At 62.0% G+C, this 15,899-nt stretch carries 15 protein-coding genes; all 15 read right to left on the bottom strand.

Features of this window, described 5'->3' with window-relative positions; all coding sequences use genetic code 11:
• Positions 1-27: 27 nt before the first annotated feature.
• The 15 genes from ACYCZ5_RS01405 to ACYCZ5_RS01335 all read right to left on the bottom strand — a co-directional run bounded on the left by ACYCZ5_RS01405 (position 28) and on the right by ACYCZ5_RS01335 (position 15,897).
• Positions 28-1,413 carry a DEAD/DEAH box helicase gene (locus ACYCZ5_RS01405; protein ID WP_461542974.1) on the bottom strand — a complete coding sequence of 462 codons (1,386 nt, stop codon included), beginning with the start codon at positions 1,411-1,413 and terminating at the stop codon, positions 28-30.
• 88 nt (positions 1,414-1,501) lie between these two features.
• Positions 1,502-1,903, bottom strand: coding sequence for a hypothetical protein (locus ACYCZ5_RS01400; RefSeq protein WP_461542973.1), 402 nt, complete (start codon positions 1,901-1,903; stop codon positions 1,502-1,504).
• Between the two features lie 34 nt (positions 1,904-1,937).
• The gene (locus ACYCZ5_RS01395; RefSeq protein ID WP_461542972.1) at positions 1,938-2,552 is read right to left on the bottom strand and encodes a TetR/AcrR family transcriptional regulator; all 615 of its coding nucleotides are present in this window, start codon (positions 2,550-2,552) and stop codon (positions 1,938-1,940) included.
• Positions 2,553-2,563: 11 nt separating this feature from the next.
• Positions 2,564-3,271, bottom strand: coding sequence for an ABC transporter ATP-binding protein (locus ACYCZ5_RS01390; protein ID WP_461542971.1), 708 nt, complete (start codon positions 3,269-3,271; stop codon positions 2,564-2,566).
• A 5-nt stretch (positions 3,272-3,276) separates the two neighbouring features.
• Complete coding sequence (locus ACYCZ5_RS01385) at positions 3,277-4,458, bottom strand: ABC transporter permease (RefSeq protein ID WP_461542970.1); 1,182 nt, start codon at positions 4,456-4,458, stop codon at positions 3,277-3,279.
• A 3-nt stretch (positions 4,459-4,461) separates the two neighbouring features.
• A complete protein-coding gene (locus tag ACYCZ5_RS01380) occupies positions 4,462-5,625 on the bottom strand; it encodes an efflux RND transporter periplasmic adaptor subunit (RefSeq protein ID WP_461542969.1) in 1,164 nt (387 codons plus the stop codon).
• A 124-nt stretch (positions 5,626-5,749) separates the two neighbouring features.
• Positions 5,750-8,416 (bottom strand): molybdopterin-dependent oxidoreductase, encoded by a 2,667-nt coding sequence (locus ACYCZ5_RS01375; RefSeq protein WP_461542968.1) that lies wholly within the window; start codon positions 8,414-8,416, stop codon positions 5,750-5,752.
• Positions 8,404-8,730, bottom strand: a complete 327-nt coding sequence (gene nirD, locus ACYCZ5_RS01370; protein ID WP_461542967.1) for a nitrite reductase small subunit NirD — start codon at positions 8,728-8,730, stop codon at positions 8,404-8,406. Before nirD ends, ACYCZ5_RS01375 begins: the two co-directional genes overlap by 13 nt.
• An 11-nt stretch (positions 8,731-8,741) precedes the next feature.
• Complete coding sequence (gene nirB / locus ACYCZ5_RS01365) at positions 8,742-11,186, bottom strand: nitrite reductase large subunit NirB (RefSeq protein WP_461542966.1); 2,445 nt, start codon at positions 11,184-11,186, stop codon at positions 8,742-8,744.
• A gap of 161 nt (positions 11,187-11,347) precedes the next feature.
• Positions 11,348-11,617, bottom strand: coding sequence for a MoaD/ThiS family protein (locus tag ACYCZ5_RS01360; protein ID WP_461542965.1), 270 nt, complete (start codon positions 11,615-11,617; stop codon positions 11,348-11,350).
• 10 nt (positions 11,618-11,627) lie between these two features.
• Positions 11,628-12,419 carry an ABC transporter ATP-binding protein gene (locus ACYCZ5_RS01355; RefSeq protein WP_461542964.1) on the bottom strand — a complete coding sequence of 264 codons (792 nt, stop codon included), beginning with the start codon at positions 12,417-12,419 and terminating at the stop codon, positions 11,628-11,630.
• 11 nt (positions 12,420-12,430) lie between these two features.
• Positions 12,431-13,204 carry a nitrate ABC transporter permease gene (gene ntrB, locus ACYCZ5_RS01350; RefSeq protein WP_461542963.1) on the bottom strand — a complete coding sequence of 258 codons (774 nt, stop codon included), beginning with the start codon at positions 13,202-13,204 and terminating at the stop codon, positions 12,431-12,433.
• Complete coding sequence (locus tag ACYCZ5_RS01345; RefSeq protein ID WP_461542962.1) at positions 13,201-14,490, bottom strand: CmpA/NrtA family ABC transporter substrate-binding protein; 1,290 nt, start codon at positions 14,488-14,490, stop codon at positions 13,201-13,203. Before ACYCZ5_RS01345 ends, ntrB begins: the two co-directional genes overlap by 4 nt.
• A 297-nt stretch (positions 14,491-14,787) precedes the next feature.
• On the bottom strand, positions 14,788-15,363 hold the full coding sequence (locus ACYCZ5_RS01340) for an ANTAR domain-containing response regulator (protein WP_461542961.1): 576 nt from the start codon (positions 15,361-15,363) through the stop codon (positions 14,788-14,790).
• 150 nt (positions 15,364-15,513) lie between these two features.
• Entirely contained in the window at positions 15,514-15,897 is a 384-nt protein-coding gene (locus ACYCZ5_RS01335) for a hemerythrin domain-containing protein (protein ID WP_461542960.1), read from the bottom strand.
• Positions 15,898-15,899 lie beyond the last annotated feature (2 nt).

Raw genomic sequence — 15,899 nt, 5'->3', positions numbered from 1 at the left:
TGGATGAGTGCCGCGTGGAAGAGCGCTTTAGCTGGAGCGCCTGAACAAGGCCGGGATCGCCGCCTTCGGCTTGGCTGCAGGCAGATCCGGCTTGCTGGTCGAGGGTGCCGGCTCGGTGACCTTGGGCACATAAGGCTGATCGAACCAGGGATCATGTGCCGGCCTGCTCAGCGACGGCTTGTGATACGCCTTACGCGGTTCGCTCGCCTCGCGCGGTTCGCTCTGCGGACGCGGCTCGCTCTGTGCACGGTGTTCGCCACGCGGTGCATGCGGCACGCTGGCCTGCTCTTTCTCGATGGTGGTCTTGATCAGCTTCTCGATCTCGACCAGATATTTTTCTTCTTCCGGCGACACCAGCGACAGCGCCGTACCCGACGCCCCGGCGCGACCGGTACGGCCGATGCGGTGCACATAGTCTTCCGCCGCATGCGGGATCTCGTAGTTGATCACCATCGGCAGATGGTCGATGTCCAGACCGCGCGCGGCCACATCGGTGGCGATCAGCACGGACACTTTGTTCTGCTTGAACGCTTCCAGCGTCTGCTGGCGTTCCAGCTGGCTACGGTCACCGTGGATGGCATCGGCAGCGATGCCTTCTCGCTGCAACTGTCGCGTCAGACGGCTGGCAGTGAGCTTGGTCTTGGTGAACACGATCACCTGCTTGGCATCGTCGCCCTTCAGCAGTTTCGCCAGCAGCGCATGTTTGTCTTCGCTCGCGACCAGATAGACCTTCTGCTTGATGTTCTCCGAGGTCGCGTTGCTGCGCGCCACTTCGATCAGCGAGGGATAGATGAGGAAATCTTCGGACAACTTCTTGATGTCGTCGGAGAAGGTGGCCGAGAACATCAGGCTCTGACGGCGGCGCGGCAGCAACGCGAGGATGCGCTTGAGCGCGGGCATGAAGCCCATGTCCAACATGCGGTCAGCCTCGTCCAGCACCAGCATCTGCACCTGATTCAACAGCACGGTCTTCTGTTCGATGTGATCGAGCAAACGGCCCGGTGTCGCCACCAGGATCTCCACGCCGGTCTTCAGGTGCGGCGTCTGCGTCTTGATGTCGACCCCGCCGTACACCACCAGCGAACGCAGGTTGGTGTACTTTGCATACATCTTCACACTCTCTTCGACCTGTACCGCCAGTTCGCGTGTCGGCACCAATATCAGCGCGCGCACCGGATGCTTGGCGGGCGAAGTGCTGGCGCTGGCGTGTGGCATCAACTGCTGCAACAGCGGCAGGGCGAACGCGGCGGTCTTGCCGGTGCCGGTCTGCGCGCCCGCCATAAGGTCTTCGCCGCTTAGCACCACCGGAATGGCCTGCGCCTGAATAGGCGTGGGTGTGCTGTATCCGGCTTCGGTCAAAGCTTTAAGGATTTGCGGGGCGAGCTTCAGGTCGGCAAAACTGACTGTATTCAATGTAAGGGTCTCTTGGGTCGTGGTCGAAAAAGTGGGGGCATTATACGCCCCCTGCGCCCGCCGCCTTCATCTGCCGTCCTGACAGCGGTCAACCGCGCCGCAACAGGCGAAAAGCCACTGCCGCGATCACGACCCACACGCCCAGACGCGCGCTCATGGCGATGACGGTGCGCTGCTCGTAGGCACCGCCGGAGAGGATGTACAGACCGAACGCCACGGAAGCGAGCGCGATGGCCGCGGCCAATGCGATACTCAGCTGCATCGCCCAACGCTGCTGCAGCCACAGCCCGACGCCGGCGGCGATGTAGACGAAGCCGGACAGGAAGTTGAACCACAGCAGCAGCGGCACATAGTTGCCGGCGGCGATGCGTGCCGCCTCGTCGCCGAACAGCACCGCGCCGCCGCCCTTGAGTGTCATGAATCCGAAACCGACCGCGACCAGTGCGATGAGCCAGACTGCGATACCGCGTTGCTGTGCTGCTGCTTCCATGTTGCCTCCTTGGTGAGTTGCGAAAAAATCAGGTTCAACTGCGGGCGCGTACGCCGTGCAGGTAGATCGGGAATATCTTTTCCGCTTCCCGCTGCAAGGCGCGCTTGCCGCCGAAGATGGACGACTGCATGACCAACCCCTGGATCATGCCGATGTAGAGTACGGCCGCACTCTGGCTGTCGAGGTCGGCGGGCACCAGCGACTGCGCCTTGCCCTGCTCCAGCAAGCCGGCCACCTTGGCCTCGTAGCCGGAGATGATGCCCTCGATGAGTTGCCGCAGTTTGCTGTTCTTCTTGTGCAACAGTTCAGAGAACAGCAGGCGGGGGATGGCCGGATGCTTGCTGATGAACGCGATGTGCGCGAAGAACATCAGCTCGATAGCCTGAAGGGGGTTGAAGGCATCGGCAGCTGCTTTGTCCAACACCTTCATCAGCCGTTCGCGCACCCACACGATGACCGCGACCCAGATATCGTCCTTGGTCGCGAAGTGGCGGAAAATCGCACCCTGTGTCAGGTTCATGGCGTTAGCCATGTCCTGCGTGGTAACACTATCCACACCTTTTTCGGCCGCCAGCTCGATCGACACGCGAATGATCTCGCTCTGCCGTTCCTCTGAACTAAGTCTTCGCTTCACTGTTTCCTGGTTCATATCCTGCCTCCCTAGACCTGCTTGCCCTCGCCCGCTTCCTCATAGGTGCGTCCGTCACGGATGTGATAGATGCGCTTGAAGGTCGGGATGATCTTCTCGTCGTGCGTCACCACGATGATCGCAGTCTGGTACTGCTCCGCCATCTGGTTGAGGATGCGCACCACGTTCAGCGCGCGTTCACTGTCCAGCGGCGCGGTCGGCTCGTCAGCGAGGATGACCGGCGGATGGTTGGCCAGTGCGCGCGCGATGGAGACGCGCTGCTGCTCGCCGCCCGACAGATGCGAGACGGCGGCCCGTGCGCGGTGGCCCACGTCCAGCGCCTGTAGCAGTTCCAGTGCACGCTTGCGCGCGTCCGCATCCGCCATGCCGGCCAGCATGGGCAGGATGGCGACGTTGTCGGTAACATCGAGGAAGGGAATCAGGTACGGTGCCTGGAACACGAAGCCGATGCGGTCGCGACGCAGTTCGCGCAGATCGTCGATCAGCCACTTCCCGTCGAAGATGGTCTGCCCGCCCAGCGTCATGCGCCCGGCGGTGGGCTCGATCACCGCGCCCAGACATTTGAGCAACGTGCTCTTGCCTGAGCCGCTGGGGCCGACCAGTCCCACCACCTCGCCCGGCCAGATGGTCATGTCCACACCCTTGAGCGCGTCCACGGCGGTCTCGCCCTCGCCGTAGCGTTTCTTCAAATTTTCGATATGGATAGCGGGTTCGCGCATGATGGCTATCCTCCGATGGCCGTAGCCGGATCGATACTTAAAGCGGCGCGAATGGCGAAGACACTGGCGACGGCACACATCAGCATGACCAGGATGAAACCGGTCACCGCGTCGCCCGGCAGCAGCAGCACGAACTTAGGGAACAGCGGCGCCCACAGCGTGGCAGACAGCTTGCCCACCATGAAGCCGATCAGCCCAAGGCCCAGCGCCTGCTGCAGGATCATGCCGCTGATGGTGATGTTGGTCGCGCCGATCAGTTTCAGCACCGCGATCTCACGCACCTTGTTCAGCGTCATGGTGTAGATGATGAAGGCGACGATGGCCGCACTGACCACGGCGAGGATCACCAGGAACATGAATATCTGTTTGGACGAGGTGGCGATCAGACGCGCCACCAGGATCTCGTCCATCTGCGGCTTGGTATAGGCCTGCAGATGTTTCCAGCGTTCGATCTGCGCGGCCACCGCCGCTTCCTCGCCCGGTGCGGTGCGCACCAGCACCGCGTTCACCAGATGGCTGGATGTCTGGCTGGTCTGCACCGCCTCCAACACGCCGGGACGATTGAAGGCGGGATTGGCGGCGGTGCGCGCACGCTCGTTGACCAGCGCATCGTTGTCTTTCAGGAACTGCGCTTCCTGCGCATCCTTCAGCGGGATGAAGATCATCGGGTCACCGCTGGACGAGACCATGCGCTGCGTCAGGCCGACCACCGTGTATTCGTGGCGGCGGATGTTGACCCGGTCGCCCAGCGCCAGACCGCTCTTGATGTCCGCCACCGCCTCGTAATGCGAGCGGGTGACCGGACGGCCCGCCACCAGATAGCCCGGCGCGCCCGGCTTGCCGGTTTCAAAACCGACCACCATCACACGGATATCCTTGCCGGCATGGTTCATCTGCATGGTCAGGTAAGTCACGTTGCCGGCCTCGCGTATGCCCGGCAGCCCCAGCAGATCGCGCGCCACATCATCGCGCACGCTGGACGGCTCGGCATAAGGCCCCAGCGTGTCCTGCTGCACCACCCACAGGTCGGCACCCGCGTTCTCGATCAGCACACGCGCATCGTCCACCATGCCGCGATAGACGCCGGCCATGGTCAGCGTCACGCCGATCAGCAGACCAAGGCCCACGCCGGTGAAGACGAACTTCCCCCAGCCGTGCAGGATGTCGCGACTCGCCAGATTGATCACGGATCAGCCCCGCACCAGCGCGGCGACCACCTTCACCGGCAGGCCCGCGCGCAGGGATTGCTGACTGTGCACGATGACTGTCTCACCGTCATCCAGCCCCTCCAGGATCTGGCTGCGGCCATCGAGGGTGGCTAGGCCGATCCGTACCGGTTTGAAGCGCACTTCGCCGTCCTGCAGGACCCACACGGCGGTCTGTCCGCTCACCGACTTCACGGCGGCGCTCGGGATGCTGCGCACCTGTTTCATGACCGGCAGCGCGATGGTGACTTCCGCATATTCGCCGAGGCTGGCATCCGGCACGTCGAGCGTGACGTTGACGATGCGCTCCTCGGTCACCGCGTCGCTCACCCGGTCCACGCGCGCGACCTGGCCGGCGACTGGCGCATGCGGGCGGGAACGCAGCACGATCTGTGCCGTCTGACCGGCATGCACCTGTCCGGCCTGTTGTTGCGCGATGCGCGTCTCGACCCACAATTTGGACGTATCGACCACCTGCAACGCGAGCTGCCCACCGGCCACGGTGCTGCCCGGCTCGATGCGGCGCAAGGTGACGATACCGTCTATCGGGCTGATCAACTGCATCTGCGCACGCGCCTTGCCGATGCCACGCAACTCTGCTTCAGCCCGTGCATTCTCATCGCGGGCAGAGGCCAGATTGGCTACTGCTGCGACAGCCGCAGCCTGTGCCGCGTTCTGTTCGTGCAACTTGGCATCGAACATTTCCTTGCTGATGAATCCGCCGCTGCGCAACTCCTGATAACGCACCATGGTGGCCTCCACGGTCTTGAGCCGACTCTGTGCCTCGCTCAGTTGCGCTTCCGCCGCACGGATCGCATTGAGCGACTTGTCGACCATGCGCCGCGCACCCGCCTGCTTGTCGTCCAGATCGACCGGGTCCATCTCGGCCAGCACCTGTCCGGCCTTGACCGTATCGCCCTGATCGACACGCACGTTCTTCACTCTGCCGGTCATGGTCGGTGCCAGATCGTGGCGGTGCCGCGCCTGTACCGTACCCACACCGAACACGCTGTTCGTCAGGTCGCCAGTCTGCACCTGCTCGACCGTGACCTTGACCGACGCCAGCGGTCCCTGCGTCATGATGACCCACAAGAACAGCGCCAGCACAGCGCCACCAACCACCAGAAGTTTGATCTTTTGCCCGGACATGTCTGCCACCAATTAAGTAATTGGTTACTATCTTAACAGCGAACTATGATCTCAGCCAAATTAACAAGCAATGAGGCGCATGAGAGGCATTACGGATGATTGGAGACCGTATGCAGAACCGGTTCTAGATCGTCACTTTCGGAATCAATCGTCGTATCTCCGGCACACACGAACCACAACCTGTACCGGCCTTGAGGTGCGCTCCGACTGCTTCGACACTGGTCAAACCTCGCGTTTGGATAGCGTTCACTAGCGACTTCTCACCCACGCTAAAGCAGGCACACACGATACGTCCGGTTTCCGATGCATCGCCTTTGGGAGGACGCGCAGATAGCAACCCCGCCAACTCAGCCGTGGACAGTTCACGCTTGGCAAACAATCCGCCCAACCACTCACGTTCCGGCAACCTGTGATCGGCAGCGATGAAGAACACACTCTCCAGCCGTCCATCCTGGACACATGCAGCCCGGTAACGCCCCATCGCCGCATCGTGAAATTCCATCCATTCGCCGGTACCTGCTTGAGACGCCCTTGCCCATGCGCGCCAGTCTTCCGGCAGCATGTCGCCCGCAAGTTCATGCCGCCAATAGCCGTCACCCTGCGAACAGGCGCAATAACCGGTTCCAGACAGCTCCAGCCTGTTGCGGCTCAGCACGAATCCTTGCCAGGCGGGCAGATAGGGCTCGATCCGCACCGGCGTATGTTTGGATTCCGGTTGTCCGGAGATCGGATCGGTGATGGGAGCGACCAGCGCATCCACCCGCGACAATCTTGCATACGTTTCGCTCCAGTGCATGGGTGCGAACACCGAACCGATCCGCTGGTCCTGACTGAGCTGGACTCGGGCCAGCATCGAGCCATGTCGACTGCCAAGGCGCGCCAGCCCGCCGTCCTGCAGCCGACAGGCTTCCGCATCCTGTGCGTGGACCTGCACGAAAGGTTCGAACTGATGCGCATTCAGGCGTGGCACTTTGCCGGTGCGCGTCATGGTGTGCCACTGATCGCGGATACGGCCGGTGTTCAGCACCAGCGGAAAGTCGGCATCGGTCGCGACGGCAGGCAGGCGCGGCGCGACTGCGACCATGCGTGCCTTGCCGCTCGGGGTGAAGAACTTTCCGTCGGCGAACAAACGCTGCGTCCCTGCGGGCGACTGCGCATTGAATGGCCACTGCAGCGGCTGCAAGGCATCGTAGCGGTCATCGTCCAAGTCACTCAGCGCGCTGATGTCGAATGCTCGTTCACCGTTGTTCTCAAACCCGGACAGCCGGGCATGCTCGTTGAAAATCTGCGCCGGTCTCGTGTATGCGAACGCCGCAGCAAAGCCCATGCGCTGTGCCACCTGCGTGATGATCCACCAGTCCGGTCGCGCTTCCCCTGCCGCCGGCAGAAAGGATCGCTGACGCGAGATGCGCCGTTCGGAATTGGTCACTGCACCATCCTTCTCGCCCCAGCCTGCAGCCGGCAACAGTATGTCGGCACAGGCCGTAGTGTCGGTATGCATCACGCAATCGGACACCACCACCAATTCGCAATCCAGCAAAGCGGCGCGCACACGATCCGCATCCGGCATGCTCACCACCGGATTGGTGCCCATGATCCACACCGCCTTGATCTTGCCATCCGCGATGGCCCGGAACATGTCTACCGCTTTCAAACCGGGGGCATGTGCGATGTTCGGTGCATCCCAAAAACGCGCCACCAGTTCCACACTCGCCGCATCGGAGAAATCCATGTGCGCCGCGAGTTGATTGGCCAGCCCGCCCACCTCGCGTCCGCCCATCGCATTCGGCTGGCCGGTCACCGAGAACGGCCCCATGCCGGGACGCCCGATCCTGCCCGTGGCCAGATGCACGTTGATGATCGCGTTGGCCTTGTCCACGCCGCTGGAGGATTGGTTGACGCCCTGCGAGAAGATGGTCACGCATCGCTCGGTGCGCGCGAACAAGCGAAAGAATTCACCAACATCGGTTTCGGCCACGCCGCAAACCTGCGCCACCGCGGGGATCGAAGCGACGGCACGCGCCGCCTCGAACGCGGCGGCGAATCCCGCCACATGTTGCTCGACGTAAGTCAGGTTGAGTGCATCCTCGCGCCGCAGGTGATGCAGCAGGCCGTTGAACAGGTAGGCATCGCTTCCGGGCGCGATGGCCAGATGCAGGTCGGCGATGTCACAGGTCGCTGTGCGCCGTGGATCGACCACCACCACCCGCATGTGCGGGCGGGATTTTTTTGCGGCGGCAAGGCGCTGGTACAGCACCGGATGCGCCCACGCATAATTGGAACCGACGATAACCACCAGATCCGCGGCCTCGACATCCTCATAACACACCGGCACCGCATCGGCACCGAAGGCGCGCTTGTGCGCCGCCACCGCCGTGGACATGCACAGGCGCGAATTGGTGTCGATGTTCGCGCTGCCGATGCAGCCCTTCATCAGCTTGTTGGCGACGTAGTAATCCTCGGTCAGTAGTTGCCCCGAGACATAGAACGCCACCGCATCCGGGCCATGCTCGGCGATGACCTTATTGAAGCCATCAGCAACGCGATCCAGCGCCGCCTCCCAAGTGACTTGCGCACCGTCCACAACGGGATGCAGCAGACGCCCTGCGCTGCCCAGCGTCTCGGCCAGCGCGGCGCCCTTGGAACACAAGCGCCCGAAATTGGCTGGATGCAACGGATCGCCCGACACTTTCACTTCGCCGCTCTCCGCCACCGTGGCCAGCACGCCGCAACCCACGCCGCAATACGGGCAGGTGGTGCGTATGGCCTGCGGCGCAGTCATGCTTTGCATACTCCCGCCTCGGCTTCGAGAAACAGTTCGCCGTGGGCGACGCGCACTTCAAGCCGGTGTGCGCATCCGATGTCCGGTGAGATGGCCTCGCCACTCTCCAGATCTATCACCCAGCTGTGCAACGGGCAGGTGACACGCTTGCCATGCACGATGCCTTGCGACAGCGGCCCGCCTTTGTGCGGGCAGCGGTTGTTGAGTGCGAACACCTGATCGTCCACGCTGCGGAACAGCGCGATCTCGCCTGTTGCGGTCTTGACCACCCGCGAACCCTGACGCGGGATGTCTTCCAGATTGCCGACTTGTATCCAGTTCATTCCAGTTCTCCTTATACGATGGTGGCGAGTGCGGTGAACTCATGCGCTTCTTTGCCTTCGGCGCGCTCTCTCCACGGGTCGTCCTGCGAATATTGCTGCGACTTGAGGAAGCGCGCGTACAACTCGGCACGGCCCTGCGCATCATCGACGATGTGGCGCTTGACGAAAGGCAGGCCGACGCGTTCTATCCACGGTGCGGTGCGGTCCAGGTAATGGGCGTCCTCGCGGTACAGCTGCATGAAGGCGCCGCAATATTCCAGCACCTCGGCTTCGCTTGCGACCTTGCACAGGAAATCGGTGACGCGCACCTTGACGCCACCGTTGCCGCCTACATGGATCTCGTAACCGGAGTCCACGCATACCACGCCGAAATCCTTGATGGTGGCTTCGGCGCAATTGCGCGGGCAGCCGGACACCGCGATCTTGAACTTGTGCGGCGTCCACGACCCCCAGGTCATCTGCTCCACCCTGATGCCCAAGCCGGTGGAGTCCTGCGTGCCAAAGCGGCACCACTCCGAACCGACGCAGGTCTTCACCGTACGCAGCGATTTGCCGTAAGCATGGCCGGAAACGAAACCCGCCTCGACCAGCTCGGCCCACATCTTCGGCAGGTTCTCCTTGGTGATGCCGTACAGACCGATGCGCTGTCCGCCGGTGATGTGTACCGTGGGCACTTCATAGCGTTCGGCGATCTCCGCGATGGAACGCAGCTCGGACGGCGAAGTGACGCCGCCCCAGATGCGCGGGATCACCGAGTAGGTGCCGTCTTTCTGGATGTTGGCATGCACGCGCTCGTTGATGAAGCGCGAGCGGCTGTCATCCACATATTCGCCCGGCCATGCCGCCAGCAGGTAGTAGTTGAGAGCGGGGCGGCAAACATGGCAGCCGTCCGCCGTCTTCCACTCCAGCGCCTTCATCACCTCGGGGATGGTCTTCAGGCTGCGCTCGCGTATCGTCTTGTGCATATCCTGATGCGCGTATTCGGTGCAGCCGCAGATCGGCTTCTTACTCGGCTTGGCGGAATAATCTCCGCCCAGTGTGTTCGCCAGGATCGCCTCCACCATGCCGGTGCACGAGCCGCACGATGCGGACGCCTTGGTATGGGCGCGCACCTCGTCCAGCGTGAACAGTTTCTTGTCGATGATGGTGTTGACGATGGTGCCCTTGCACACGCCGTTGCAGCCGCAGACTTCGGCAGAATCCGGCATGTTTGCCACGGCCGAAGTACCGCCATGACCGGAATCACCGATGTGCATCTGGCCGAACAACAGATGTTCCCGCATCTCCGACACATCGGTACCGTCGCGCATCATCTGGAAATACCAAGGGCCGTCCACGGTGTCTCCGTACATCACCGCACCGCGCAGCTTGTTGTCGCGCAGCACCAGTTTCTTATACACGCCGCGCGCCGCATCCTGCAGCAACAGCTCGTCATCCCCTGCGGCGGGATTGAAATCGCCGGCGGAGAACAGGTCGATGCCGGTCACCTTGAGTTTGGTCGAGACGGACGAGCCTTCGTAGCGCATCCTGCCGTATTGCGCGAGATGGTTCGCCGCCACCTTGGCCTGCTCGAACAGCGGCGCGACCAGCCCGTAGGTCTGGCCGCGATGCTGCACGCACTCGCCCACCGCATAGATCTTCGGGTCGTAGGTCTGCATGGTGTCGCTCACCATGATGCCGCGCTCGCAATGGATGCCGGCCGACTTGGCCAGCGCGATGTTGGGGCGGATACCCGCCGACATCACGACTAGGTCGGCCGCGATCTCTTCACCGTCCTTGAAACGCAGTCCGGTGACCGCCGTCTCGCCGAGAATGGCGTCGGTCTGGCGCGACAGATAGAACTTCAGGCCGCGTTTCTCCAGCGCCTCTTTCAGTAGCCCGCCGCCGACCTTGTCCAGCTGGCGCTCCATCGGCCATTCGCACAGATGCACCACGGACACCTGCATGCCGCGCAGCGACAGACCATTCGCCGCTTCCAGCCCGAGCAGGCCACCGCCGATCACCACGGCGCGCTTGCCCGGCTGCGCTGCTGCCAGCATCTGCTCCACATCGGCGATGCTGCGATAGCCGATCACGCCGGGCAGATCGATGCCGGGGACCGGCAGCATGATGGGATTGGAACCGGTGGCGATCAGCAGGCGATCGTAGGGCACAACGATGCCGTCATCCGTTTCCACCGTGCAGCGCATGCGGTCGATCTTCGTCACCGTCTTGCCCGTGTGCAGGGTGATATCGTTCTCCTCGTACCAGCTCCAGTCGTTCAGTACGGTGTCCTGGAACGGCATCTCGCCGGACAGCACGGGCGAGAGCAGGATGCGGTTGTAGTTGGGCTGCGGCTCGGCACCGAACACGGTGATGTTGAATTCATCCGCCGACATTTTGAGCAATTCCTCGATGGTGCGTATGCCCGCCATGCCGTTGCCGACCACCACCAGCCGCTTCTTTTCTTGTTCCATCTTGCACTCCTCTCAATAAAAAAACGTCGTCCGATCCCTACCCGTCCGGATGGGCCGAAACGACGCCTTTGTCGTTATTACCTGCCGGATCGCGCCCGCCGTTGGGTGCGATCCTTCGCCTGCCGTACTGCCGTTCAATTCAAACGTTCCGCTGCGACGCACTACGCCTCGAAGATGGACTTGCGCGAATAGATGCCGATCTCGTCTCCCGCCGCGAGGCGTGCCGACGCGACAGCGGGGACCCGGTTGACCGTGCACATCACATGCCGCGCATCAAGCTCGTAGGCCCAGCGCGCGCCGCGCGCCCGCAAGCTGCCCAGCACCTGCTGCAGCGTGGGGGCCGCATCCGGCACTTCCAGCCGTTCCGAGGTCGTCAGCAGGAACTCGCTGGGACGCCCGATGTACAGGATGTCGACGCAGGTCATGTTCATTCCCATCGCATCAGGCCGCTTTCCTGGCCTGCTTCTGATACAGGAACTCCAGCACCGCGCCGCGCAGGCCGTGGTATCTCGCATCATTGGCCAACGCCAGACGGTCGCGCGGTTTGGGCAGATCGACCGTCAGTATTTCGCCTATGGTGGCGGCCGGGCCGTTGGTCATCATCACGATGCGGTCTGACAGCAGCACCGCTTCGTCCACGTCGTGCGTCACCATCACCACGGTGCTCTTGGTGTCGGCCACGATCTTCATCAGTTCGTCCTGCAGGTGGGCGCGGGTCAGCGCATCCAGCGCCCCGAACGGCTCGTCCATCAGCAGCACTTTGGGTTGCATGGACAGCGCGCGCGCGATGCCGACGCGCTGCTTCATGCCGCCGGAGATCTCGTGTGGCAATTTCTGCGCCGCATGCGACAGGTGCACCAGTTCTAGCGCGTCGTTTGTGCGCTGCGCGAGTTGCGCCTTGCTCTCTGTTTGCCCGAACACGCGCTCGACCGCGAGGTGCACGTTATCGAAACAGGTCAGCCACGGCAGCAGCGAATGGTTCTGGAACACCACGCCGCGATCCGGGCCGGGCCCGGTGATCTCGCGGTTGGCACACAGCATCACGCCCTCGCTGGGCAGCAGCAGTCCGGCGATCAGGTTGAGCAAGGTGGACTTGCCGCAGCCGGAGTGGCCGATCAGCGTGATGAACTCGCCGGGATCGATCTTCAGGTCGATGTCCCTGAGCGCGACGAACGTACCCTGCTTGGTCTCGAACGACATCTGCACATTCTCGATTTGCACGTATTTACTCATGACATCCCCGCTCAGTAACTGAATCGTTTGGCGATCTGGATCAGCATCATTTCCAGCAACAGGCCGACGATGCCGACCACAAAGATGGCGATGATGATGTGTTCGACGTTCAGGTTGTTCCACTCATCCCACACCCAGAAGCCGATGCCCACGCCGCCGGTCAGCATCTCCGCTGCGACGATCACCAGCCACGCTGTGCCTATGGCCAGACGGATGCCGGTCAGCATGTAGGGCAGCGTTGCGGGCAACAGGATCTTGGCGAACACCTTCCATTCGGACAGGTTCAGCACGCGCGCCACATTGAGGTAATCCTGCGGCAGCTGGCGCACGCCCATCGCGGTGTTGATGATCATCGGCCAGATGCTGGAGATGAAGATCACCCAGATGGCGGCCGGGTTCGATGCGTTGAACACCAGCAGGCCGATTGGCAGCCACGCCAGCGGCGACACCGGCCGCAGCATGCTCACCACCGGCGCGCTCATCTTGTTGAGGAAGTCGACGCGCCCAATCAGGAAGCCCAGCGGTATCCCGACCAGCGCTGCCAGACCGAAGCCGATACCGACACGCCCCAGCGAAGCGAGCACGTTCCAGCCTATGCCCTGGTCGTTCGGTCCGTTTTGGTAGAACGGATCGCTGAACAGGATCACCGCGGAGTCCCAGGTCTTGAGCGGCCCCGGCAGGTTGTCGCCGGTCTGCGCGATCAGGCTCCACACCAAGATGAACACGCCGATGCCGATGGCCGGCGGGAACAAGTGTTCCGCAAAAAGGTTCCTGATCTTCATCATGCACGCACCTTGAAGCTGGCCGCATAACCCTTCGGATCCTTGCCGTCCCATACCTTGCCGTCGATCAGTTTGGAGGAACGCATCACGTCCTTTGGCACGGCCACCTTGACCTGCGACGCGGCCTGTTTGTACAGCTCGATCTTGTTGATCTGTTTGGCAACGCCCAGATAATCCGGATCATCCTTGAGCAGGCCCCAGCGCTTGTGCTGGGTGAGGAACCACATGCCGTCGGACAGGTAGGGGAACGGCACCTTGCCGTCGTTGAAGAACTTCATGTGGTTGGGGTCGTGCCACTTCTTGCCCAAGCCGTCTTCATAGTTGCCCAAGAAGCGGCCCTCGATGACATCGACCGGCGCATTGACGTAGGACTTGGCGGAGATGATCTGCGCCACCTTGGCGCGGTTCGATTCGGCATCGATGAACTTCGCCGCATCCAGCATCGCCATGACCAGCGCGCGCGCGGTGTTGGGATATTTCTGCACGAATTCGTCCGTGGCGCCCAGCACCTTTTCCGGATGGTCCGGCCAGACATCCTGCGATGACGCCACCGAGAAGCTGACGTTGTCGTAGATGCCGCGCGCGTTCCACGGCTCGCCCACGCAGAAACCGTCCATGCTGCCGACGCGCGCGTTGGCCACCATCTGCGGCGGCGGCACGGTGATGGTCTTGACCTCGGAAATCGGATTGATGCCGTAGTTCGCCAGCCAGTAGTACAGCCACATGGCGTGGGTGCCGGTCGGGAAAGTATGGGCGAAGGTATATTCGCGCGGCTGGGCCTTGATCAGCTTCGCCAGTGAGGGACCGTCGGTGACGCCCTTGTCCTTGAGCTGATTGGCAAGCGAGATGCCCTGGCCGTTGTTGTCTATGGTCATCAGCACGGCCATGTCTTTCTGGTTGCCGCCGATACCCAGATGCACGCCGTACACCATGCCGTACAGGATGTGCGCGGCATGCAATTCGCCGTTGACCACCTTGTCGCGCACCGCCGCCCAGGATGCCTCTTTGGAGGGGATGATCTTGATGCCGTATTTCTCGTCGAACTTCATCAGCGAGGCGATCACCACCGACGCGCAATCGGTCAACGGGATGAAGCCGACCTTCACTTCCTTCAACTCGGGCGCATCCGAGCCCGCCGCCCAGGCCGCAGCCCGTGTTCCCATGGGGACCATGGACATGATCCCCGCCGCACCCAGTACTGCACCCGTCTGTTTCATGAATTCCCTCCGACTGTTCTGTTCTGGCGCTTGCGCGCTCGCAACGACCGTTTCCAGTTTTGACTTGTCCATCTTCAAATCTCCTTTTAGAAAACCTTTGGCTCGAAAATATAAAAGGCGTCCGACTGCGCTGTACGCAGTGGGACGCCTTTGTCCTTTGTTGCAAATCCTTCGAATCGCCGTTGATCCGTTGATGTTTTGTTATAAGCAACAGCCGTGCCAGCAAATGCTTCTAGCCATTACTCATTGTTATCTATGGGAATATCGATCTCACTGCCCTCGTGAGTTCGTGCAGCGGAAGCATCGACCGTCCCATTCTGGTGCACCACTCATGCCATAACGGTGCGCTTGCACACTGCATGCCGCCCGTCAGGCACTCAATTCCTTGGCCAAGATGATCGCCTCAGCGATCTCCGCCATGCGCTTGCCTTTGCTCATCGCCATGCTGCGCATGCGCTTGTAGGCATCCGCTTCGCTATAGCCGTTGTCAGCCATCAGGATGCCCTTGGCCTTATCCACCGTCTTGCGCTCGACCAATTCGTTCCGGGCTTCCTTCAATTCGTCGCGCAGCCGCTTGTGTTCCAGGAAGCGCGCCGCCGCCACATGGATGATCCCGCTCAAGTCCTCGCCCTGTATGGTGTGCGCCACGTACGCGCTGACCCCGGCGCGCATCGCCTCCTGGATGCTCTGCTGGTCCTTCTGGCCGCCCAGCACAACCACCGGTTTCTCCAGCGTGGTAGACATCAGGCTGATCTGCTCCAGCGTGTCCCGTCCCGGCGCATCGGCATCCACGATGATCACGTCGGCCGAGGCCGCCTGTATCGCGTGCTCGTCCACCTGCTCCCATGTCAGCACCCCGGCAACATGGAAGTCAGCCAATTCAAGACTGGCTTTCAACCATGCCGCACGGTCCCTTACATCATCGATGATCAGAATTTTTTTCAAGAAGCCCCCTGCCCCATACCCGAGCAATAAGTGAGCCAGAGCAATGAGGCGTTGAATCCGGGAGGAAGGGAGCAGGAAAACAGTGGGGGAAATGCACGATTACAGTGCGCCGCGCATGCGCTTGGTGCAAGGACTCGAAGCCAAGTTGCTTTAGCCCGGTAATGCCTCGATAAAGGGAAACAGTTCGCGCTCCTCGAAACGCACATGCGCATGCAACAACCTGGAAAATTCGGCCAGTGCCGCCCCTTCGCGATGTTGCAAGCCTGTGCACAGTTCGCGCAAGACGCGATGGTCCGCCTGCGTACGCTGCACCAGTGCCAGACCCGCATCCGTACGCAAGTTTGGCAACAGCTCGCGCTCCTCGACCTGGAAATGCGGCTCCAGCTCCGCTGCAAACACTTGCAAGGCGGCTTCGCAAGCCTGCGCGATCTGCTCCGCATCGCCCGTTGCGGCCGCACGCGCGCATCGTTTCGCCAGCTTCAGCGCCTGGTGATGTTCACGCGACAACGGCTGCAGCAAGGGACTCCGTTGCATCA

The sequence above is a fragment of the Sideroxydans sp. genome, from assembly GCF_054604835.1.
Note: the sequence above shows the minus strand (reverse complement) of the source record. Positions and strands in the feature narration are given on the sequence as shown.